Raw genomic sequence first — 22895 nt, forward strand, 5'->3', positions numbered from 1 at the left:
TATGGTTGATTTTCTGATCGGATTGTTTTTGGCTTCTCTTATCACGGCCCTCTTTGCCACAAGGCTGTATCGGCTGCTTTTGTGGTATTCTCTCAATTCGCTGATGCTGGGGTTGCTGGCACTTTTCATAGGGAAAGAGCTGGATGACAAAGCGATGCTGATCACCGGTGTGGCGACGATCCTTATCAAAGCAGTGGGGATCCCATACTTCTTTAAAAATATGAGTCAGAAATTTCACTTTGTACGTCAGATCACCCCGGAAATCAAGGTGCAGTATGCCATTATGCTTATTCCGGCGATCCTGGTCTTTACCTTTTACCTTGCAGATCCGATCACCCATATGATGAGTGGCAATGCCAATTACGTTGCGATCAGCATTTCCTCGCTTTTCCTATCTCTTCTGCTTATGATGGAGCACAGAAATGTCGCGCCGAAGATCATAGGTTTCCTCAGTATGGAGAATGCACTGTTTCTGCTGGGGATCACGGCGACAGATGGGATGCCGATGCTGGTGGAGCTTGGCATCTTCTTCGACCTGCTGATGGCGATCGTGGTCATTAACCTGCTTTTCCATAAAGAGGAGACTACATTATGATGCTGACTCTGCTTATTCTTCCGGCGGTCATTATGTTCATCGTCAGTTTTTTCAAACATAAAAAAGCGAAATTCCTTCTGGCGATCACCTCTTTGATGATCCTCCTGCCGATCGTGGAACTTTTTCTTCTCCCCAAACCCTACAGTATCTGGGGCAGTTATCTGGTGGCGGACAAACTCGATACCTACATCCTTCTGGTCTCGTCGATCGTTGGGATCGGCGTGACATTGGCACTTTTGACACTGGACAAACATGTCAGGGTATCTGCAAAAGCCTACAACCGTTTCTACCGCTTCTTTGCACTTTTCTGGGTAGGACTTATCTTCTCCATTTTGGCGAATCATATGGGGATCTATTGGATCGGCCTGGAACTTGCGACACTCTCCACTGTCTATATGATAAAGACCAATCATACCAAAGCGGCGCACAAAGAGGCATGGAACTACATGATCGTCGGTGCCATTGCGATCTCCCTGCTTCTTTTTGGTATTATTCTGATGTATGCCAGTGCCAAGCCTGTTTTGGGTGAAGATGCCATGCGTTTTGATCTCCTGGTAAAATATGCAGGCGATATTCCGTCTCCGTTCCTGTTTGAAATGGGTTTTGCCATTGCAACAGTAGGCATGTTCGTCAAGATGGGATTTTTCCCGATGAACCTCTGGCTGGCCAATATTGAAAGGGCTTCCTTCTATCCTGTAGCAGCACTCTTCAGCGGTATTCTGGAATCTGCAGTGATCATAGGTTTCTTCCGCTTCAGTGAAGTTGCCAGACAGGTCAACTATTCCCACCTCTTCGTTTTTGTATTTGTCTACACATTGCTGACGATCTTCATCGTCTCCTTCCTGATCTTCAGAGCCAAAGATTTTATGCGGCTTTTCTCCCTATCGGGTATAGAGCATATGGCACTGATCGCACTTTTCTGGGTGAGCGGCGGTACATTTGCCGCATTGCTGCATTTTGGAGCGCATGCTTTTTTGAAACCGGCACTTTTTCTTTCGACCGGTGTGCTTGAATCTCAGGGGAAATATCGGATCGCCGGGGCTTTGCGCGGATACAGCGGAAAAAAAGGTACCATTTTCTGGTTTCTGGTCTCTCTTTTTCTTCTGGCGATCATCTCGCTACCTCCGAGTCCGATGTTCTTCAGCGAACTGTACGGATTTGCTGCCATGATAGACAATGCCAAACAGAGCGATCATATGCTGGCCATGATCGGTGCGGTATTACTGTTGCTGATATTGCTGTCGGTGATCTTTTACCGTTTTGTTGCGATCTACCAGTCCATGAAGTATGAGGGAGAAGAGAGTGAAAAGAGAGTCTACACCAGCGAACTTCTCGCATTGGTCATTTTTGCTGTTTCCCTTGTTGCGCTTCTGCTGCCGGGATCGTTGGCATATCTAAGGAGTATTGTATGAGACTCATTGCCCGGTATGCAAAAGAGAGGGAAGGTACCTTTGAGATCGTCACGGTCTTTGAAAGCGAGACCCAAAGAGAAACGATCTCCAAAGAGAACCCTGTGATCAGGACTTTGGCAAAAAAGCATCCTTCAGCGATCTGGTTCGAGCGAAAAATGAGTGATGATTTTGGTATCGTCATCGAGGATGCCTTTGATAAACGTCCTCTACTACATCAGGAGCGTTTCCCCAAAGCCATACATCCTATGCAAAAAGCTTTCCAAAAGAATACGCTGGACTTTGCAGAATTTACACCCTACAAGTATGAAGCGATACAGGGTGACGGCGTCTTTCAGGTCTCTGTCGGACCTATCCATGCCGGGATCATCGAACCGGGTCATTTCCATTTTTCCCAGGCGGGAGAGGATATGCTGCATCAGGAGGTGCGACACTTTTACAAATACCGTGGAATAGAGAAGATGCTGGAGGGTAAAACACTGTTGGAAGCCAAACCTGTTATCGAACGTATTAGCGGGAACGAATCCATTGCCTACCAGACAGCCTGGCGTGATATTGTCTGTCAGGCAGCCGGTATGGAACTTCCGCTCTCCCTGAGAAAACGGCATGCTTTTCTGCTGGAAATGGAACGCATTATCCACCATTTGACCGATCTGGGGTTCATCCCCAACGATGCCGGGTTCGGTGCCGCACTGGCATTTGCCTCCAAACTGTCTGAAGATGCCAGACGGCAGTTGCAAAATGTAACGGGACACCGTTTCGGTTTTGATGCAATAGGGTTTGAGAACAAAGTACTCGATATAAGCTCTTTGTATGATTATCTTGATGGATTGCAAAAAGATATTGCATTTTTTGAAACCTGGATTATGGATATTCCCTCACTGTGGGACCGGTTCGATACGACGGGGATTCTTCAAAAGGCCGATGTGCTCAAATACGATACGGTCGGTGTCGTGGCGAGGGCTTCCGGGTTCTCCCTTGACAGACGGTCGGAACCGTTCTATCTGGAGCATGGTTTTGAAATTCAAACAGAACAGAGCGGTGATGTGGCTGCACGATTCAAAGTCAGGCTGCAAGAGGTCAAAAATTCGATTGTCATGATGAAACACTTTCTGGAAGAGGATGATACACATATTGATATAGAAAAGATCAAAGACGGTGACTATACGGCCTTTGCGGAAAGTTCTCTGGGTGAACTGTTCATGAACATAGAGATCAAAGATGGGGTCATCGAGAGATTTTTTGTCAGAGATCCCAGTTTTATGAACTGGCAGACGCTTCACCTGATGATGCCGAACAATATCATTGCGGATTTTCCGCTTATCAATAAAAGTTGTGATCTCAGCTATGCAGGAAACGATCTATGATACAGTTTTGGAATAAAAGAGTCAAAGAGGGTATTTTAACAGAGGATACAGCCCTGGATAAAGAGTTGGAAGCGATCAAAAGAGAGATTAAAGAGAATGTTAAAAAGAAATTTGCAGGCTCTCTGGCTATCAGGATGGTAGACAGCGGAAGCTGCAATGCCTGTGAAGCAGAGTGTAACGCACTTTCGAACCCTTACTACGACCTGGAGAGACTGGGTATTTACTTTGTAGCGAGTCCCAGGCATGCTGATGTGATGCTCTTAAACGGTCTTATGACTTTCAATATGACACCGCATGTATTGGATGCCTACAAACAGATACCCGAACCCAAATGGGTCATCACGCTGGGTGCCTGCCCGGTGATGGAAGCCCCCTTTGAAAAAACCTTTGCCGTAAAGGCACCTGCTGCCGATCATCTGCCCGTAGCACACCATATACCGGGCTGTCCTCCAGAACCGCTGGAGATCATCAGGGGACTGCTGGAATTTCTGAAAAAGATCTGATCTGCGTCTAGCTTTTCTTTTTGTTACGCTTCTGCGCTTTAAGCAGTTCACGTTTGGTGTTCAATCTCTCTTTGAGTTTGTTGAATTTGCTTTTTTCCGTATCTTCAAGTTCAGTATTGATATTCTCGACCTCTTCACCTATTTTTACGGAGAGCATTTCGGATTTTTTCATCGCCAGGATCTGTGAAGAGAAGATACTCCTGTGTCCGGAGATCAGAAAAGCGATCACTGCACCAAGAGCCGCATAGTGGGCAATGTCGATACCGAAAAGTTCAACGGCCATAATGGTCGATGCGATGGGTGTATTGGTCGTGGCTGAAAGGACACTGACGAAGCCAAGTGCGGAAAAAATGATAACATGTTCGGGGGCGATGAGTGCTCCGAAGGCGTGCCCGCTTGTCGCGCCGATATAAAAAATGGGGGTAATGATCCCTCCGCTGCCTCCCGCACCCAGGGATAGAGAAGTAAAGAGGGTTTTCAGCAGAAATGTGTACCAGTGAATATCGAGAAGATAGGTGGAGTTTGGATTGACCGTATGGTTGATGGTGTCAAGTCCCAGTCCGATATACTCCTCTCCGAATATCAGTGTGAGTATCACGATCAGCAGGCCTCCGGCAAATGCTTTGAGATAAATATTGAATTTGAGCTCTTTGATCACTTTTGCCGTGTGGGATACCGATGTGATGACAATGTCGGATACGAAGCCGAAAAAGAGCGCGGCAATGACCACTTTGATGATAAGACCGAAATCCAAGGAGATATCCTGATAAAAGTGCAGGTTGTAGTAGGTATATTTGATCCCTAGGAACTGTGCCGTCGTGAAAGCGGCAAATCCGGCGATGAAAGAGGGAAGCAGGACATCGTAGAGTATGACACCGATGATCAGCACTTCCACACCGAAGATCGCTCCGGCAACAGGGGTTCCGAACACTGTTGCAAATCCTGCACTGATACCGCAGATAACTAGTTTTTTACGATCCTGTTTGCTGAACTTGAAGAGTTCTGAGAGGGCGGAGGCGACACCGGCGCCTATCTGTGCACCGGGTCCCTCTTTACCTACGGAGGCACCGGCAAAGATGCTGATAACTGTTGCCAGAAGTTTGACGGGAATGACGGAAACATCTATTTTCCCGTCACTTTTGTGTACGGCAGAGATTACTTTTTCGGTTCCGTGTCCTTCAGCACTTGGTGCAAAGGTTTTTACCAGCCATACGGTGAATACAAGCGCAAAGGGTAGAAGGTAATAGTAGTTGAACGGTAAAAATGAGCGTGACGTATCCGCATATTCCAGAATATTCAGAAAGAGTGTTACGACTGCACCAATGATCACCCCTACTACAGAAGACAAAAATACCCATTTGGCTACACTGAAAAAAATGGCTGTCTGTTCCGTAATGTGTTTTCGTATCATTTAAAAGTCCGAAATCTGGATTTTGGTCGTAGTGGTAATTATTATGCCACAAACAATGTAAATAATAGTAGTGTCAGGTATGTTTTTTTATGAATTCTATTGGTTTTATCGGAGTTGATGTTTATCAATGCGATTTCACAGCATTTTAACTATACTGTTTTTATGAAAAAGAGAGACATAACGGTATTGGTCACTGGTAGCAGCAGTGGGATGGGAAGAGCGTCAGTGCTTGCACTGGCAAAGCAGGGGTTCACTGTCTATGCAGCTTCCCGAACACCGGAAAAACTGTTTGATATTCAATCAGAATCCATACGTCCCGTGCACCTTGACATTACCGATATGCAAAGTATAGAAGAGACGATCGGTTTCATAGAGCAGATAGATGTACTGGTGAACAATGCAGGATACGGACTGGTCTCTACTGTTGAAGATGTGACAGAAGAGGAGATGTTTGATCAGTTCAATGTCAATGTCTTTGGCATCTTGCGTGTGTGTAAAGCGGTTATTCCGAAGATGCGAAAACAGGAATCAGGGGTCATTATCAATATCAGCTCTTTTCTCGGAAAGATCGGTCTGCCGTTGTTCACTTTTTACAATGCAAGCAAATATGCCGTTGAGGGGATTACTGATTCTCTGCGTTATGAGTTGAAAGATTTTAACATACGTGTACACGCCATTATGCCCGGTTTTTTCAATACGAATTTTGCACGGGATAACTTGGTGACCAATGCCAGGACCTTTGAAGAGGATTCACCTTATGCCAAAATGGTCTCAACACTTGCTCCGACAATCGTCGCACAGATCAATGGGGGAAACAGCACGCAAGAGGTTTCGGAAATGATCCTGGAGATCATAGACAATGCGGATTTCCCTGCACGCAGAACGGTAGGAGACAAAGCCAAAAAATTTATCCCCATGAAAAAAGAGTTGAGTGATGAAGATTTCGAGCGCAGGGTAAGAGCCTATTATAACCTTTAAAAAGTGCAGTTGAATGGAAAGTTTCTTTTTTAATATTACGGAGCGACGCTACAAGGTCACAGAACTGTTTAGAGATAAAAAGGCATTGATGCGCAGGGTGGATATCTCCAACGGGATCGTCTTTATTGAAAGCAGAAGCTATGCAAAAAGAGAAGCACTGAGGCTCAAGAATCTGGACCGAATGGTGATGATCGTGATGGTCAATGAGGGAGAACTTTTCATTGAGGACCACCTCTCGGACAGGGAAGCGCATGTCAGCGAGGGGAATATTTCCATTTTTTGCTCATCAAGACAGGATATCTCTTTTCATATCCCGGAGCAGGGGAAGTCGGATATTTTTGTATTGTTCATAGCGGATTTCTTTCTGAAACGCTATTTGAGCGGGAACAGACAGGAACCCATAGACTTTCTGTATGGAAAAATACAGCAGGACCTCTCTTTGAAGCATATCAATACCCTGCCCATAGATGCATTGACTCTCTACACTGTAGAGAAGATATTGAATATCACAGAGCATGATACCATGCAGAGTATACGTGCAGAATATCGCGTAATAGAATTCATGATACACCGTTTTTCACTGCTTGATATTTTCGATGAGGTCAGTGATGAGGCGTTGGCGCTCGCTTCCAAAGCAAAGTCTGTATTATTGAGTGACTTCGTCGATCCGCCTACAGTGGAAGCGCTGGCACATCTGTGTGCTACGAATACTTCAAAACTTAAAACGGTGTTCAAAAAAGTCTACAAGACCACCATACACAGCTATGTACAAAAGCTGCGACTCGAAGAGGCAAATCTGTTACTAAAAGAAGAAGACCTTACTATAGGAGAGATAGCCAAAAGGGTAGGGTACAGACACCAGGGACACTTTTCAAAACTCTTTTTTAGCGCTTACGGTGTGTACCCAAAAGAGTTGATCAAAGGCTAAAGCGGATTATTTCTTTTTTTTGATCATCCATTTTTTGAAGGGTTGCAAAGAAGAGATGTAATCAGCGACATCTTTGAACTCCTGATCTTCCAAAGGAAGTGTCGGCATGGCATTGGCAGAGTGACCAAATTTCTTATAAAGAGAGTAAGGGTCTTTAGCATAAGCTGCTATTTCCTCTTTGGTTCTAGTATATGAGACCATGTTAAAATCAGGCCCTAAGGCATTGCCTCCATTGACTGTATGACAAATAGCGCAATTGGCAGCATAGACAGCTTTTCCTTTCTCTACATCTGCAAAAAGGGATGTACCCAGTAAAAATATAAGTAATAGTGTTTTTTTCATGAAAAACCTTTTTTTTTATTTTATTACTCCCCAATGAATGATCTGAAAATTCAGACTATTCGTTTGGGGAGTAATAATAGGATAAAAATACTCCTAATTAAAAACTTATGCGAAATATAGCTCAAGGAAATACATAAAAAATTGATCTGGATCAATAATAGGATAAAAATACTCCTATTTAAACAATTATTTATCAAAAAAATCTTTTTGTGCTAAAATAAAATTCTTTTTGTGCTAAAAACAGCTTGATTCTTCGTCTCTCTTCCTATATACTGAACTTATCAAAATTAGGGCACCTCTAATAACCATAGATGCCCATTATAAAAAGGATACCAAATGTCAAAAGTAGTGTTGATCACAGGAGCGAGTTCCGGTATGGGTAAAAGAACATCGGAGTTTCTTGCACAGAACGGCTATATTGTCTATGCAGGGAGCAGAAAAGCAGAGAGCATGGAAGCAAAAGAAAATTTGAAACCAGTCTATTTGGATGTGACCGATACCGAGTCGATTCAGCAGGCAGTTGAGACCATCATTCAAAATGAAGGAAAGATAGATGTACTTGTCAACAATGCAGGGTATGGCCTGCTTTCAACGGTTGAAGATGGAACCGATGAAGAGATGTTTGACCAGTTGAATGTCAATGTTTTTGGACTGCTTAAAGCGACCAGAGCAGTACTGCCTCACATGAGAGCAGCCAAGTCAGGAGTCATCATTGATATCTCTTCATTTTTGGGTAAAATGGGATTACCGCTCCTGGCACATTACAATGCAAGTAAATATGCTGTAGAGGGAATCGTAGACTCGCTACGTTTTGAGACATTACCGTACAATGTCAGAGTACACTCTATTCAGTCCGGGCTTTTCGGTACGAACTTTGTCAAAGAGGGGCTGGTTGCGAATGCTGCCACGACGTCTGAAGAGTCACCCTATAAAGAATTGGTGGCGCATTTTGTACCGATCGTGGCATCGGCGATCAATGACGGGCCGGACCCGCAGCCTATTGCTGATGCGGTCAAGATGATTATTGAAGATGAAAATGCAGATATTTTTGTACCTGTGGGTGCAGAAGCAGAAACCTTTGTACCTCTGAGAAGAGAGTTGAACGATAAAGCATTTGAACAGAAAGTAAAAGAGACTTTCGGTATTTAATAAAGGATACGTTATGAAAAAACTTTTACATCCGGTAACTATTACATTCGTGGTCGTCGCGCTGATTATCTCTCTGCCTTTTTTCATGAAGAAGAAAACTCCTGTACTAACTGATGCACAACTCAGAGAACGCGCACTCTCGACCACGTTCAAACCTGTCCCCAAAACCTATGAGGGGCTTTTGAAAGCAGTGGACAATCCTGACAATCCTCTGGGAAAAGAGAAGATCGCTCTGGGAAAAGTACTGTTCAACGACATAATTCTCTCGGATGACAGAACCGTTTCCTGTGCTTCCTGTCATGTGCTGAAAGATGGAGGCGATGACAATCTGCCCACAGCAATCGGTGTGCACGGACAGCCAAATCCCCACCATCTGAATTCTCCTACGGTACTGAATGCCGCACTGGCAAAAGCGCAGTTCTGGGACGGACGTGCCAAGGATGTAGAGGAGCAGGCAGGCGGGCCTATACAGGCACCGTTCGAGATGCATATGACACCACAGGAGGTGGAAAGCAGGTTGAACAGCCATCCTGAATATCGGGCAAAGTTCAAACAGGTCTTCCATGAGGACAATATCACCTTTGAGCAGGTACGCAAAGCCATCGGTGCCTATGAACGTACTCTGCTTACGCGAGGTGCCTACGACCGTTTTCTTGAAGGTGATGATACCGCCATTTCAGCGCAGGCAAAACGCGGTATGACACTCTTTCTTACCAAAGGGTGCAAGGGGTGTCACTCGGGGATGTCTGTTGGTGGACAGAGTATGCAGAAATTCCCTCTCAGACGCTATGTTTCCGAATACATCGGACTGTGGTTCGAACCCGATATCCGCCTGAGAAAGAGCCCCTTCCCTTTCATTAACGAAGGTGGATTCCTGGGGAAGGATGGTGAACAGAAGTTCCGTGTGCCGATCCTGAGAAATATTACAAGGACATCGCCATACTTCCATAACGGTGCCGTGGAGAAGATAGAGGAAGTGGTGCGCATTATGAGCAAGTACCAGGTCGGAAACGAATTCACCCCCAAACAGATAGACGATGTGGTGGCATTTCTGAAGACGCTTGAAGGGGAACCTGTCGCTTACGATATAAAGTAGTATATAAGCAGTAAAGTATATAATTACCTTTTAGTTGACCGGTGGTCAGTCATTTTAGTGCTTGTATGCCCCTAAGGAAATGTTCGTGAAAAAACTGCTTTTATTATATACGATGATTGGTGCGCTGTTGTATGGAGGTACGGTTTCGTTCACCTTGGAAAATGATTTTTTCGGGACGAAAGATGAAGATGACCATTATACTGATGGACTCTTTCTGATCTACATGAGTGATGCCAATACAACGGATCTTTTTGATGCTTTTCTGGAAGAGGAGCAGACCAATTTGGCTTTTTCCTTAACACATCAGATGTTTACCCCTGTGGATGGTGAGATCACTACACCCCAGTTAAATGATATCCCTTATGCAGGGTATGCCAAATTCAATGTTCTTCTCTATAAATCAACCAGTAACTATTTTCATGAATTTGGTGTGAATTTCGGTGCAGTAGGACCTGTGACACATGCAGAACAGCTGCAGACATTTTTTCACCATATTTGGGGAAATGAACCTTTTAAAGGTTGGGACACCCAGCTTGGTAATCATATGATGGCCGGTGTGTCATATCAGTTCGCCTATAAAACCGATGCATATAACCTATATGGATACAAACTGGATGCCATAGGCAATGTCCGGGCAGAACTGGGGAATTATTATACAGGCGCACTGAGCTCCGCAACGGTACGGTTGAGCAGTGTTGCGCAAAAAAATTTTATTACGGCAGGAAGTTTTACGGTTACCGATGAAAGTGATCTGCTCAATGTGGGGCATTCCGAAGGTTTCAACTGGGATATCTCTTTTGGTGTTTTCGCCAGTGCCATCCACAATTACTACATTGTTGACGAAGCGATCGATGAAGGTTACCATCTCGAACCCATGAAGGGAACTACAGGGTGGCAGGTTGCTTTTCATCTGATGTATGACTCTTTTATTTATGCGTACAAGATCAAGTCCACGCATGTCAACGGACAGCGGCACAAGCGTTGGGGAGGCATGACACTCGGCTGGCATTTCTAGCCGGTGCACTAATAGATTGAGATTCATTTAAGATATTTTAACTATAATTTAATTGACCGACGGTCAGTCAAAAGGAAATGTATGGCAATTATAGTAAATAAAGAAGAGAAACGCAGAAACATTGCGCTCTCCTGCCGGGACTTGCTTTTGAAGCACGGCATTGGCGAGCTGACCATTTCACAGATCGCCAAAACGGCGGGCGTGGGCAAGGGAACGATCTACGAGTATTTTGAGAACAAGGAAGATATTGTTTTTGAGATCATCCGTACTTTTATCGTCGAGCATGAAAAGCGGCTTGAAGAGATCAGCCGGGCAGCGTTGCCGGTCAGAGAAAAACTGTTCGCGTTTTTCTACCTGTTGTTCGAGAATGAAACGGCGCGAAAACATTTGAATATCTACAAGGAGTTTCTGGCCATTTCACTGATGCAGGAGAATGAAGAGATGCTCGCGTTCAGTGAAGCCTGCAGAGGGCACTTTAGAGATATATTGAATGCCATTCTTGAAGCAGGAGTGCGTTCTCATGAGCTGGATGATAGGATGTCGGGTTCTGCAGACTCACTCATACTGTTCTCAACCGGTCTGATCGTGGATTCACGTCTGAAAAGCCTGGATGTAAAAGATGAGATCGATCGTTTATTGAATATAATTATCAAGGAGAACCAATGAAAGCATTACTGCTGTTATGCCTGCCGCTGTTCGTTCTGGCACAGAGTTACGGTTTGAAGAACTTTATTGAGAGTGCAAGTAAGACCAACGGACTGATCGAAGCTAAAAAGTTGACTATCAAATCGAAAGAGCAGGAAGTGGAAGCGGCAAGAAGTGCATACTGGCCGACGGTGGATATTGGGGCTGATTACAGTTTTCAATCGCCTAACTACATAGTAAGTCCGGGACAGACAGGTAATGCTTTTATTTCTGCGAATCTGAACCTTTATGATGGTGGCAGAAAAGATGCCTTGTTGCGAAGCAAGGGTTTTGAACATAAAGCTTCCCTGTTCGAAAAAACCGCGTTTGAGAAAAGCATCACGCTTGAGATAGCACGTCATTACTATGGCATACAGAGTCTCAAAGCGACATTGAGTGCTCTGCAGGAGCGCTCCAAAGAGCTTAAAGCACAAATCGACCGTGTCAAGAAATTTAAACTGACCGGGCTTGCGACACAGGAAGAGGTCGATAAGCTTCAGTCTGTCTATGAGGGAAATCAGTATACCATTGAAAATACGAAATTGGCCATTGAGACCAGCGAAGAGAACCTGAAACTGATCAGCGGGTTACCGGCCAGACATTTGAGACGGAATTATTTTCTTGAGCCGAGAAATGTACATTTCGAGTGGTTCGAGACTATCAAAATACTTCAGGCAAATGCCAATGCCGTAGGTGAAAATGCCAAAGCGATAGATGCGGGGTATATGCCGCAGGTGAATCTTTCCGATACGTATCACAAATCACATTTTGACGATCTTGTCTCTATGCCGGGTGGCGGAGGAGACGCTTTTTTGATCGACCATCAGAACAAGGTGGGCGTTTCAGTGAATATGAGACTTTTTGATAATGGAAAGATGTCAAAAGACAGTGAAGCTGTGAAGTACAAGAAATTGGCACTGCTTTCACAGCTGGATCAGGCAAAAAAAGAGCAGCGTATGAACTTCAATCTTGCAAGACAGAATCTGCGTACGACCAAAGCAAAAATGAAAAGCTCCAAGTCTGCACTGAAGGCTGCAACAAGTACCTACAATGTACTCAAACAGAAATTCGAAGTAGGGTTGGTAGACGATATCGCTTTTCTTGATGCACTCGCGACAAAAACATTGGCAGAGTCACGCTATAAAGAATCGGTGTACGATTATGAAGTCAAGAAATCGATCTATTACTATTATGCGGGGAAAGACCCTAAGGAGTTCATACGATGAGGAAAATAATTTTGAGTTTGATGCTGTTCGCACTGAGCCTGCAGGCGGAAGAGATCTATGCGACATTCAATGTGGAAGCTTCACAGCATGCCGATCTGGCATTCACTTCCAGTGGAACAGTGGAAAAAGTGAATGTCGACGTGGCTTCCGTGGTGAAAAAAGAGGACATTCTCGCCGAGTTGAACAATGCCGACCTCAAGGCGGCGCTGGACATTGCAACGATCGCAATGAAGTATGCCAAAAGAGACTATGAACGGCAGGTAAAAGTCAAGAAACTGGTCGATGCCTCAAGATTCGATACATACGCATTTAAGTACGAGCACAGCAAAGCACAGGTGGCCTACCAACAGGCCCTGCTGGACAAGACGCAGCTCAAAGCGCCTTTTGACGGCGTGATCTATGAAAAAAGTGTGGAAGTGGGAGATGTGGTCTCAGGTGCCATGATACGAACCGTGATGAAGATACAAAGCCTGAAAAAAAGAAAACTGGTACTTGCCATTGACCAGAAATACTGGAAAGTGCTCAAACCCGGCCTGACATTCAGGTACAGCGTAGACGGGGACGACACTGTGTATACCGGAAAGATCAGCAAGGTCTACCCCTATGCGAACGATGCCAACAGAAAGATAAAAGCGGAGATAGAAGCGGAAGGCTTCACACCGGGACTTTTTGGGGACGGGTATATTCTTCTTCCCGATGCGAAGTAGGACAGGCAGATGTATAAATTAGCCATAAACAGGCCCATCGCGACACTGATGTATGTTGTTACACTGGTGATCTTCGGATGGCTGAGTTTCAAAAGTATGCCCGCGGCTCTTTACCCCAATGTTGATTTCCCTATGGTCACTATCAAGACCATCTATCCGGGAGCGGAAGCGAGCACGGTTGAGTCACAGGTAACGGACAAGATCGAAGAGGCCATCTCTCGCATCGGAGGGGTGGATGCCATCACTTCCACCTCTTCGGAGGGTGCTTCAGTCGTTATGGTCAAGTTCTTTTTGGAGCGTGATATCAATGAAGCGACCAATGACGTGCGTGACAAAGTCTCTGCTGTCGTGCTTCCAAAAGATGCCAAAACACCGCTGGTGAGTAAACTTGATATCGGCGGAGCACCGGTGATCAATGTCTTTTTGACCGCCAAAAAAGACACTATCAAGAATCTGATGCTTTTTGCCGACGAGAAGGTCAAACCTTCCCTGCAGAAGATCAACGGGGTAGGGGCGATCAACATCATCGGGTACCGCGACAGAGAGATCAAGATCCTGCCGGATATCAGAATGCTCAACAAGTTCGGTATCACCGTCAGGGAGCTTAACAGTATCGTCGAACATGAAAACGTCAAGATCGGCGGTGGTAAGCTCATTACCAAAACCAAAGAGTTCATTCTCAAGACCAAGGCAGATGCCCTGAGCGTTGAGGAGCTCAGAAATATTATTATTAAAAATGACATTCGTCTCAAAGATGTCGCAAAGGTGGAAGATACACTCAGTGATCCGGACAGTTATGCCTCTTACAACGGGATCCCCGGTGTCATGCTCGAAGTACAGAAAATTTCCGGGACCAATACCCTTGAGATCGTAGAACGTGTCAAAGAAGCCGTGCCAGGGCTTCAGAAAATGGCAGAGGACAAGTACGGGGTAGAGATACTGCAGGATACGACACCGTTCATCATACACTCGCTTGAAGATGTGGAATTCGACCTGGTCTATGGTGCATTTTTGGCAGTCATCATCATCTTTGGTTTTCTGCGGAATTTCACTATCACTGTTGTCTCGGCACTCTCCATTCCTGTCTCCATCATGGGTACGATTGCATTGATGAACTTCATGGGATTTAATCTGAACAAAATGACGCTGATAGGGCTGACGCTTTCCATCGGTATCATCATTGATGACGCCATCGTCGTATTGGAGAATATTTACAAGAAAATGGAAGCGGGTATGGGCAAGTTCGAAGCGGCGGTCGAAGGGGTCAAGGAGATGGCCTTTGCCATTCTGGCGATCTCGGCAATGCTGCTTGCGGTGTTTATTCCTGTAGCGAACATGAGCGGTATTGTCGGGAAGTTCTTTGAGAGTTTTGCGATGACGGTCGGCTTCGCCGTAATTATTTCCTATACCGTTGCCATGACTTTCATGCCGAGCCTGAGTGCCAGGGTGCTGCATAAGGGAGAGAGCTGGTTCTACAACATTACGGAGCCGTTCTTCAAAGCGATGGAAAAGATATATGATGCTACGCTGAGGTTTGTTTTGCGCTTCAAGGTGAGTACCCTGATAGTTATCATTGCGATTTTCGTGGGTTCTCTGAGCCTTTTCCCCAAGATCGGTATGGATTTCATCCCCAAAGAGGACAAAGCGGAGTTCGAGATCAAACTGCGTGCGCAGCCGGGGATCTCACTCGAAGAGATGATCAAAGAGTCCAAAGCCATAGAGAGTCTGGTTAGAAAAGACAAAAATGTTCTTTTCACCACGTTGAGCGTCGGGTATAACTCGGTCAAAGAGAAGAACAAGGCGCTCATTTATGTCAAACTGACGCCAAAAAGCAAGAGGAGCATCGGCCAGGAGCAGATCATCCAGAATTTCAGGGAGCAGCTCAAACCCTACCAGAAAAAGATGTACATCACTGCGGCGGCCATTCCCAATATCAAAGGGGCAGGCGTATCGGTACCCTACCAGATCGTCCTGACATCCGATTCGTTTAAAGCGCTCGGGGTGGCCAAAGACAAACTGATCGCCTATCTTGAAAAGAAAAAGGGATTCGTCGATGTCGATACGAATATGGATGAGGGAAAACCGCAGATCGATATCAATATTTTAAGAGAGAATGCCAACCGTCTGGGCATCTCCGCATCGCAGATCGCCCAGGCGATCTCCATTGCTTTCTCGAGTGATCTGGAGATCTCCTACTTTGAGGAAAAAGGAAAACAGTACAATATCACACTGCGTTTCCCGGACTCGGAAAGGGTCAGCCTTGAAGACCTCAAGAAGATACAGCTGAGAGCGGCCAACGGAGACCTGGTTTATCTCGATGGCCTGGTCAATTTCGTCAATACCAAGTCGATCGCGGCGATCTACCACTACGACAGGCAGCGGCAGGTAACGGTTTATTCCGATCTGTTTGGGCTCGATCTTGGAGGAGCGGTCAACTATACCAAAGAGGGTATCGACAAACTGCTGCCGCTGGGTGTAAGCTATAAATTCACCGGATTTGCCGAAGAGATGGTCAAGACCAACAAGGCATTCGGCGCGGCGTTGGGACTCTCCGTGATCCTGATGTTCATCATCCTGGCGATCCTGTACGAGTCGCTCATACAGCCGGTCATCATCATGGTGGCGCTGCCGCTGAGTATCATCGGGGTGATGATCGCACTCTTTTTGAGCGGACAGCACTTCTCTTTGTTCGTCATGATCGGTTTCATGCTGCTCATGGGAATGGTCGGCAAGAATGCCGTCCTGCTGGTGGACTTTGCCAACGAGGCTGTGGCCAGAGGAAAAGATGCCAATGCTGCATTGCTGGAAGCGGGTGAAAAGAGACTCCGACCCATCCTGATGACGACGATCGCGATGATCTTCGCCATGCTTCCTCTGGCATTGAGCCACTCTCTGGGAAGTGAAACGAAAGCACCTATGGCGATCGCAGTCATCGGGGGCCTTTTGAGTTCGATGGTGCTGACACTTCTGGTTGTACCGGTAATTTACAGAATGATAAATCCTGTGGATCAGTGGTTGAGGAAATGGTATGAAGGGAAGATAGAAGAGTGGAAAACATAGTATTTTCACCTGAACAAAAAGCACATCTTGTCCATAAGATCAAAGCCTATTTCAACCGTGAACTTGGGGAAGAGATAGGTCAGTTCGATGCGGAATTCCTTCTGGAATTCTTTGGTAGGGAGATCGGCCCCTATTATTACAACCAGGGCTTGCAGGATGCAGCCGGAGTCATCGAGGTACAGACCGATGCCATGAAAGAAACGCTCTATACGATGGAAGAGCTGACACACTAGAAAGGAAAAAAATGCAAATCATCAAAAAATACTGGATAGGTATTGTTGCAGCCATACTCATCGTGATTGCGGGGGTGATGATTTATGCAAAGCTTCACCCGAAAACACTGCCCAAAAATCTTGTAGAGGGTACAGGTCGGATCGACGGTGATCTGACCAACCTCAACACCAAATATCCGGGACGTGTTGAAAAGATAACGGTGGATGACGGTACAGTCGTTAAAAAAGGGATGATCGTCGCCATTCTCGGAAGCAAAGAGTATGAAGCGCAGAAAACGCAGATAGAAGCGCAGATCAGCGCGCAGAAAAAAACGCTTGAAGCCAAACAGATCGAACTGGAGATCTCCAGAACGACCATTCCTGCCGGACTGAAAAAAGCTCAGGAGCAGTTGAAGTCGACACAGACGAAGCTGAAAGTCCTTGAAGAGAATATCAAAGCCCAGCAAAAAGTACTCGCGCAGGCAAAAAAAGATCATGAAAGATCGGTATTTCTCTATAAGAGTAAAGCGATCGATTCCCATGCATTTGAACTCTCCAAACTTAAAGTCGATACGGAACAGGACAAGTATGATGCATTGCTGCTGCAGCGTGATGAGCTCAAAGCGGCGATCTCTGTGGCCCAAAGCGTGGTCAAGGAAGCACAAGCTTCCCAAAAGCAGATACTTTCCATCGAATCTTCCATTGAGGCGCTCAAGGAAAATATCAAGGCATTGGAAGCATCGAAGGCTCAGGTAGAATCGATCATTGCTGAATTAACACTGAAATCACCTATAGACGGCTATACGGTGGAAAAGATCGCCAATGTCGGTGAAGTGGTGGGTGCAGGGATGCCTGTAGCAACCCTGATAGATCCCCGTTCTCTGTATCTGAAGATCTTTGTGGACACCCTGCAGAACGGCAGGATCAAAATAGGGGATAAAGCGGTGATCTTCCTCGATGCCTACCCGAACAGGCCCATAGAAGCCAAAGTGGTCAATGTCGCACAGCAGGCAGAGTTCACACCCAAAGAAGTGAGCGTACGAAGCGACAGGATACAGCGTGTGTTTGCCGTTCATTTGAAACCATTGAAGGTCGATCCACTTTTGAAACTGGGTATTCCCGCCATCGGAGTCATCTCCATAGACGGCAAAGGATTACCCAGATCACTCGATGAGATACCGGTGTTATGAAAAATATCGACAAAAATGTGGTGATGCTGGGATGGGTAAGTTTCTTTACCGATATGGCGTCTGCCATGATCAATCCCATCCTGCCTATTTTTGTCGTGGTTGTACTGCATCAGGGAATGGACAAACTGGGGATTATCGTTGCCATCGCCACTTTTGTCTCCTATGCGCTTCGTCTGCTCTCGGGATACATTTCCGACCGGTACGGTATCGTCAAACCTCTGGTCGTCGGAGGGTATGTGCTTTCGGCACTGAGCAAGCCGCTGATAGGCTTCAGTCATGGCTATAAAAGCGTGGCGGCGCTCAAAGCGTTCGAGCGTTTGGGTAAAGGAATGCGTTCTGCCCCCAAGGACCTTATGATCTCAAGCTACAGCAAAGCCAATGCTTCGGGAAAAACATTTGGATTTCACAAAACAATGGATATTGCTGGAGAACTCAGCGGTACACTGATCCTTTTTGGGCTGCTATGGTATTTCGGCCAAAGCGAAACAGTGATACGTACCGTTTTTTATGCGACACTGATACCCGGAATCATAGGGTTGATCATCGTTGCCTTCTTTGTACGGGATATTCCCAAGTTGGTGATAACTTCGAAACAAACATTTATGTTGACGAAGAGAGACAAGCAGACTATTGTCTCTCTGCTCTTCTATTTTCTATATCTGCTTTTTGTTTTCAGCGATGCTTTTTTTACTATGCAGGCAAAAGAGGTGGGTATCGCCACTGCCCTTATTCCTCTCCTTTTTGTCGTTTCCACCGCCACCCAGACATTGACGAGCTATACGTTCGGTATATTCATTGACAGGATAGGGGCTAAACATGTTTTACTGTTTGCCTATGTCTGCGGTGTGGCTGCACAGGGCCTTTTGTACCTTCATGGTCCGATCTTCACATGGGTCGCTTATGCCTTTCTCGGCCTTTTTACAGTTGCTTCACTCAATGCCAACCGGGCTTTCATTTCAGAACATGCGGACAACAGAGGTTCAGTCTACGGTGTCTTTTATGCCGGGGTGGCACTGTTCGGTGCGGTTGGAGCCTATATCAGCGGTATGATATGGGAACATTTCGGTATGCAGAGTGCTTTGCTCTTTTCTCTGGCAGGAACGTCACTGCTTATGTTACTGTTTACGGTGAGATATTATGGCCGATCTTGAAGTCAGAAATGTAGAGGTCTCCTACAAAAAACAGGTCGGGATCAAAGAGGCATCCCTTCAGGCCAATGCCGGAGAGATCATCGGGTTCATCGGTGCGGACGGTGCGGGGAAGAGTTCATTGATGCATGCTGTTGCCGGTGTGCTTCGCTTTGAAGGGGAGATCAGCTATTTTGAACAGGTGTACCATTCACCCAAAGAGGCGGAGAAGATCAAACCGTATACAGGACTGATGCCGCAGGGGATCGGTCTGGTACTTTACGAGACACTTACGGTAGGAGAACATTTATCGTTCTTTGCGAATATTCGCAATCTCAGACAGGATGCTTCGTTCAAAACCTATCGGCAGAAGCTTCTGCACATGGCGGGTCTTTCGGATTTTACCAATCGTCAGGCAGGCAAGCTCAGCGGAGGAATGATGCAGAAACTCTCGCTTATTTGTACCCTTCTGCACCGACCCAAACTGCTGATACTCGATGAACCCACCACCGGGGTCGATCCGCTTAGCCGTCTGGAACTGTGGGAGATCCTCGATAATATACGTAAAGAAGAAGGGACGATCGTACTGGTCAGTACGGCCTATATGCAGGAAGCGGCCAAAATGGACCGGGTACTGCTTTTTGACGAAGGGGAGATCATTGCCAGGGGAACGGTACCGGAGCTCATCGATTCAGTAAGGGAGTATACCTTTGAAGGGGGAGCCTGTCCTGAAAAAGAAAATGCAGAGAGTGACTGCTTTACTTTTGACAAACGCAGCTACAGTCTCGACGTTCTCTCATCTTCCCATGCCGAACCGACACTCGAAGCGCTCTTTTTTGTCAATGCACTTAGGAAAAAACGTACCTTGCCAAAGATAGAGATAGATGCACGTGAAGGTGAAACGAAGATACCGGAAACAGTGATGGAAGCGAAGGGGCTGACAAAGCGTTTCGGTGACTTTACCGCGAACGATCATATCGATATGAGACTCAAAGGCGGAGAGATCGTGGGGCTTCTGGGAGCAAACGGTGCAGGCAAGACCACCTTTATGAAAATGCTGCTGGGGCTTTATCCTATCGATGAAGGTGAACTTACACTGCTGGGGAGAAGTATCCAAAGCAGTGATGACCGCCAGGCGCTCAAGGCGAAGATAGGCTATGTCAGCCAGCATTTCGCCCTCTATAAAGATATGACGGTACGGGAGAATCTGATCTATTTTGCCAATATGCACCGTATCCCTGTCGCTACAGCGATCAAACGTATCAACCGCTATGCGCGGGAGCTTGGTTTCGATGCGTATATGGAGCATTTGCCCGGCGAACTGCCGCTGGGGATCAATCAGAGATTTTCAGTAGCAGCGGCATTGCTTCATGAACCGGTCATTCTCTTCCTCGACGAACCGACCTCGGGAGTCGATACGATCGCCAGAGCGCAGTTTTGGGAGATGCTACACCGGCTCAAGACATCATGGGGTATCTCCATCCTGATCACGACACACTATATGAGTGAGGCGGAGTATTGCGACCGGGTCGTTCTGATGCGCCAGGGCAGGAAGATCGCAGATGATACGGTCAAAGCACTCTACGCCAAACACCCCGAAGCCCGGAACTTTGAAGATATCTTCCTGAGCTACTACAGGAGCGAATCATGAAATTCTCCGTTGTCAAGGCCTATATGCTCAAAGAGTTCACCGAGCTGTTCCGATCGAAGCTGATCATCATGGTCTATCTGCTACCCAGCATGATCATGCTGCTTTTCGGCTACGGGATCCGTATGGAAGTGACACATGCAAGAACGCTTATCATCGACAACGACCACAGCCATTTTTCCAGAATGCTGACAGCGAAATTCGAGCATTCCAAATATTTCAACGCCAAGGTCACGCAGATGAGTGAAGCCGAGGCCCTGCATCGCATCAAGCAGGCAAAGGCCGATATCATCGTCATTATCCCCTCTTCGTTTGAAAAACGTATTCTGCATGGACAGAAGAGTGAGATCGGTGTGTTCGTCGACGGTGCCTTTCCCAACAGGGGTATGACAATGGAGAGCTATGTGCAGGGGGTCATCCTCGATACCGCGCAGAGTGTAGGCGGGTCGCTGGGCAGGCAAAGTGGTATGATCACCATCAACAGCCGGAATCTCTTCAACCAGGCAATGCGTGATGAAGATGCTATTGTCCCCGGACTGATAGGTCTGGTGCTGCTGGTGGCACCGGCCATACTTTCTGCGCTGATGATCGTCAAAGAGAAGGAACGGGGAACGATCTTCAACTTTTACGCTTCCCCGCTGGGCAGAAGCGAATTTCTTGCAGCAAAACTGATACCGGGATTTCTGTTACATTCGCTCAATATTTTTATCCTTTTTCTCTGGGCGACGGAACTCTTCGGTGTGCCGTTTCGGGGGAGTTTTATGCTCTACTGGTTCGCGTCCGAGATCTACATATTGATCAGCCTCTCCATCGGGATGCTGATATCGGTTATCACCAGGCAGCAGATCGTCGCGGTGGTACTTACGATCATTATCACGATCATTCCGGGCTTTCTCTATTCGGGGATCCTGATGCCGATCTCTTCTATGGCCGGTGAGTCTTACATTGAAGCGCATCTTTTTCCGGTCATGTATTTCAACCATATCATTTATGACTGTTTTCTCTCCGGGACAGGACTCGCCTCCGCCAAAACGGTTGAATATCTCGCTATTCTCATCATCTATGCTGTGATCCTGCTTGTTATGGGAAGTACTCTTTTGAAGAAGGAGCTGAAATGAGCCGTGTCTTCTGGGTGGTGTTCGGTAAAGAGATTCTGAGCTTCCTGCGCTCCATTGGGCTGGTCGCGGCGGTGCTCTATTCGTTTACGGCAGACATCTACATCGCTGGCGAGGGGATACAGATCACCCCGCGGAACGTGAAGATTGGGTATGTGGATGATACTGGAGGAGGTATCAGCCAGAAGATCCTCTCCCGCCTGCACAGACCGGAGTTCCTCCCGCCGCGACGCTTCAAATCACAGGAGGCGCTCAGCCGTGCCATCTTCGATAAAGAAATACTGGTAGGCATTCTCTTTGACCAGGATTTCGAAAAGGATTTCCGCCAGGGCAAAAAGGCACAGCTCAATCTTCTTCTCGATGCGACCGCTGCAAGCCAGAGTTTTACGACACTGGGTTATCTTCAGAATATTGTGATGGATTTTTCAAAGCCCAATTTCCCCGTCGTCATCAAGTCGCATAAACTCTTCAACCAGAATGCAGACAACCATTCCTTTATGGCGTTGACAGAGATGCTTTCCGTCATCACTCTGCTGATAGTTATACTCACAGCGGTGGTCTTTGTACGCGAAAAAGAGGAGGGGACTTGGGATATTATGTTGCTGATGCCGGTCGACCCCAAACTGATCATCCTGGCCAAATCGCTTTCCCAGGTAATGATCGTGATGGCCGGTGTGCTTCTGGCCCTGGGCTTTGTCATCTTCGGTGCGTTCGATACCCCGATGAACGGTTCGTTCTGGACGTTTATGCTGCTGACATTCTTTTACTCTTTTTCCAGCGCGGGCATCGGCCTTTTTGTTGCCGCCGTTTCCAAAAGCACGATGCAGGTCGCGCAGCTATCCATCATCATCATGATGCCGCTGATCTTCCTCAGTGGTGCCTGGACACCCATCTACGCCATGCATCCAGCGCTCCAGTTTCTTTCACTCTTTTCGCCGCTGCGTTATTATATCGAGGGGAGTGAGAGCATCTTCTTCCGTGGCACGGACTTTATCGATCTTTTACCCTATTTTGGCGGTGTTCTGCTTCTGGGGGTGCTGCTATACTGGTACGGGTTCAGGAAGATCGGTAAGTTGTTTTAAGAGGAAAGTTGGAAACGCAGATAAAATGCAAAGAACAGAACCGTTATGCTA

Annotated in this window: 21 protein-coding genes; 19 read left to right on the forward strand and 2 right to left on the reverse strand. The window is 46.5% G+C overall.

Annotation, left to right across the window (positions count from 1 at the left end; all coding sequences use genetic code 11):
* The first annotated feature begins 1 nt into the window (after position 1).
* Genes SUN_RS01365 through SUN_RS01380 form a run of 4 tightly spaced genes read left to right on the forward strand, consistent with a single transcriptional unit; the run spans position 2 to position 3874 of the window.
* Positions 2–595, forward strand: a complete 594-nt coding sequence (locus SUN_RS01365) for a hydrogenase (protein ID WP_011979954.1) — start codon at positions 2–4, stop codon at positions 593–595.
* A complete protein-coding gene (locus tag SUN_RS01370) occupies positions 592–2007 on the forward strand; it encodes a proton-conducting transporter membrane subunit (RefSeq protein WP_011979955.1) in 1416 nt (471 codons plus the stop codon). The genes SUN_RS01365 and SUN_RS01370 overlap by 4 nt, the downstream gene beginning before the upstream one ends.
* On the forward strand, positions 2004–3371 hold the full coding sequence (locus tag SUN_RS01375; RefSeq protein ID WP_011979956.1) for an NADH-quinone oxidoreductase subunit C: 1368 nt from the start codon (positions 2004–2006) through the stop codon (positions 3369–3371). Before SUN_RS01370 ends, SUN_RS01375 begins: the two co-directional genes overlap by 4 nt.
* The gene (locus SUN_RS01380) at positions 3368–3874 is read left to right on the forward strand and encodes an NADH-quinone oxidoreductase subunit B family protein (RefSeq protein ID WP_011979957.1); all 507 of its coding nucleotides are present in this window, start codon (positions 3368–3370) and stop codon (positions 3872–3874) included. The genes SUN_RS01375 and SUN_RS01380 overlap by 4 nt, the downstream gene beginning before the upstream one ends.
* 7 nt (positions 3875–3881) lie before the next feature.
* Here the strand turns inward: SUN_RS01380 and SUN_RS01385 are convergent, their stop codons facing one another.
* Positions 3882–5285 (reverse strand): chloride channel protein, encoded by a 1404-nt coding sequence (locus SUN_RS01385; protein WP_011979958.1) that lies wholly within the window; start codon positions 5283–5285, stop codon positions 3882–3884.
* Between the two features lie 162 nt (positions 5286–5447).
* Between SUN_RS01385 and SUN_RS01390 the strand changes: the two genes are divergently transcribed.
* Both SUN_RS01390 and SUN_RS01395 read left to right on the forward strand, forming a co-directional pair.
* Complete coding sequence (locus SUN_RS01390) at positions 5448–6263, forward strand: SDR family oxidoreductase (protein ID WP_083760501.1); 816 nt, start codon at positions 5448–5450, stop codon at positions 6261–6263.
* Positions 6264–6276: 13 nt separating this feature from the next.
* Complete coding sequence (locus tag SUN_RS01395) at positions 6277–7191, forward strand: helix-turn-helix transcriptional regulator (RefSeq protein WP_011979960.1); 915 nt, start codon at positions 6277–6279, stop codon at positions 7189–7191.
* A 6-nt stretch (positions 7192–7197) separates the two neighbouring features.
* Here SUN_RS01395 and SUN_RS01400 read toward each other — a convergent pair whose 3' ends face one another.
* Complete coding sequence (locus SUN_RS01400; protein WP_011979961.1) at positions 7198–7533, reverse strand: c-type cytochrome; 336 nt, start codon at positions 7531–7533, stop codon at positions 7198–7200.
* Positions 7534–7869: 336 nt separating this feature from the next.
* Between SUN_RS01400 and SUN_RS01405 the strand changes: the two genes are divergently transcribed.
* The 13 genes from SUN_RS01405 (at position 7870) to SUN_RS01465 (ending at position 22844) form a co-directional block, all read left to right on the forward strand.
* Complete coding sequence (locus SUN_RS01405; protein WP_011979962.1) at positions 7870–8682, forward strand: SDR family oxidoreductase; 813 nt, start codon at positions 7870–7872, stop codon at positions 8680–8682.
* A gap of 13 nt (positions 8683–8695) precedes the next feature.
* On the forward strand, positions 8696–9778 hold the full coding sequence (locus SUN_RS01410) for a cytochrome-c peroxidase (protein WP_011979963.1): 1083 nt from the start codon (positions 8696–8698) through the stop codon (positions 9776–9778).
* A gap of 85 nt (positions 9779–9863) precedes the next feature.
* Positions 9864–10793, forward strand: coding sequence for a lipid A deacylase LpxR family protein (locus SUN_RS01415; RefSeq protein ID WP_011979964.1), 930 nt, complete (start codon positions 9864–9866; stop codon positions 10791–10793).
* Between the two features lie 81 nt (positions 10794–10874).
* Entirely contained in the window at positions 10875–11459 is a 585-nt protein-coding gene (locus SUN_RS01420) for a TetR/AcrR family transcriptional regulator (RefSeq protein WP_011979965.1), read from the forward strand.
* Positions 11456–12703 (forward strand): TolC family protein, encoded by a 1248-nt coding sequence (locus SUN_RS01425; protein ID WP_011979966.1) that lies wholly within the window; start codon positions 11456–11458, stop codon positions 12701–12703. Before SUN_RS01420 ends, SUN_RS01425 begins: the two co-directional genes overlap by 4 nt.
* Entirely contained in the window at positions 12700–13410 is a 711-nt protein-coding gene (locus SUN_RS01430; RefSeq protein WP_011979967.1) for an efflux RND transporter periplasmic adaptor subunit, read from the forward strand. The genes SUN_RS01425 and SUN_RS01430 overlap by 4 nt, the downstream gene beginning before the upstream one ends.
* A gap of 9 nt (positions 13411–13419) precedes the next feature.
* The gene (locus tag SUN_RS01435; RefSeq protein ID WP_011979968.1) at positions 13420–16470 is read left to right on the forward strand and encodes an efflux RND transporter permease subunit; all 3051 of its coding nucleotides are present in this window, start codon (positions 13420–13422) and stop codon (positions 16468–16470) included.
* The gene (locus tag SUN_RS01440) at positions 16458–16703 is read left to right on the forward strand and encodes a DUF2164 domain-containing protein (RefSeq protein ID WP_011979969.1); all 246 of its coding nucleotides are present in this window, start codon (positions 16458–16460) and stop codon (positions 16701–16703) included. Before SUN_RS01435 ends, SUN_RS01440 begins: the two co-directional genes overlap by 13 nt.
* An 11-nt stretch (positions 16704–16714) precedes the next feature.
* Positions 16715–17872: an HlyD family secretion protein gene (locus SUN_RS01445; protein ID WP_011979970.1), complete on the forward strand. Its 1158-nt coding sequence runs from the start codon at positions 16715–16717 to the stop codon at positions 17870–17872.
* A complete protein-coding gene (locus SUN_RS01450) occupies positions 17869–19023 on the forward strand; it encodes an MFS transporter (protein WP_011979971.1) in 1155 nt (384 codons plus the stop codon). Before SUN_RS01445 ends, SUN_RS01450 begins: the two co-directional genes overlap by 4 nt.
* Positions 19010–20650 (forward strand): ATP-binding cassette domain-containing protein, encoded by a 1641-nt coding sequence (locus SUN_RS01455; protein ID WP_011979972.1) that lies wholly within the window; start codon positions 19010–19012, stop codon positions 20648–20650. Before SUN_RS01450 ends, SUN_RS01455 begins: the two co-directional genes overlap by 14 nt.
* Complete coding sequence (locus SUN_RS01460; RefSeq protein ID WP_011979973.1) at positions 20647–21765, forward strand: ABC transporter permease; 1119 nt, start codon at positions 20647–20649, stop codon at positions 21763–21765. Before SUN_RS01455 ends, SUN_RS01460 begins: the two co-directional genes overlap by 4 nt.
* Positions 21762–22844 carry an ABC transporter permease gene (locus tag SUN_RS01465; RefSeq protein WP_011979974.1) on the forward strand — a complete coding sequence of 361 codons (1083 nt, stop codon included), beginning with the start codon at positions 21762–21764 and terminating at the stop codon, positions 22842–22844. The genes SUN_RS01460 and SUN_RS01465 overlap by 4 nt, the downstream gene beginning before the upstream one ends.
* The last annotated feature ends 51 nt before the right edge of the window (positions 22845–22895 follow it).

It is taken from the genome of Sulfurovum sp. NBC37-1 (genome assembly GCF_000010345.1).
In the GTDB taxonomy this organism is placed as follows: domain Bacteria; phylum Campylobacterota; class Campylobacteria; order Campylobacterales; family Sulfurovaceae; genus Sulfurovum.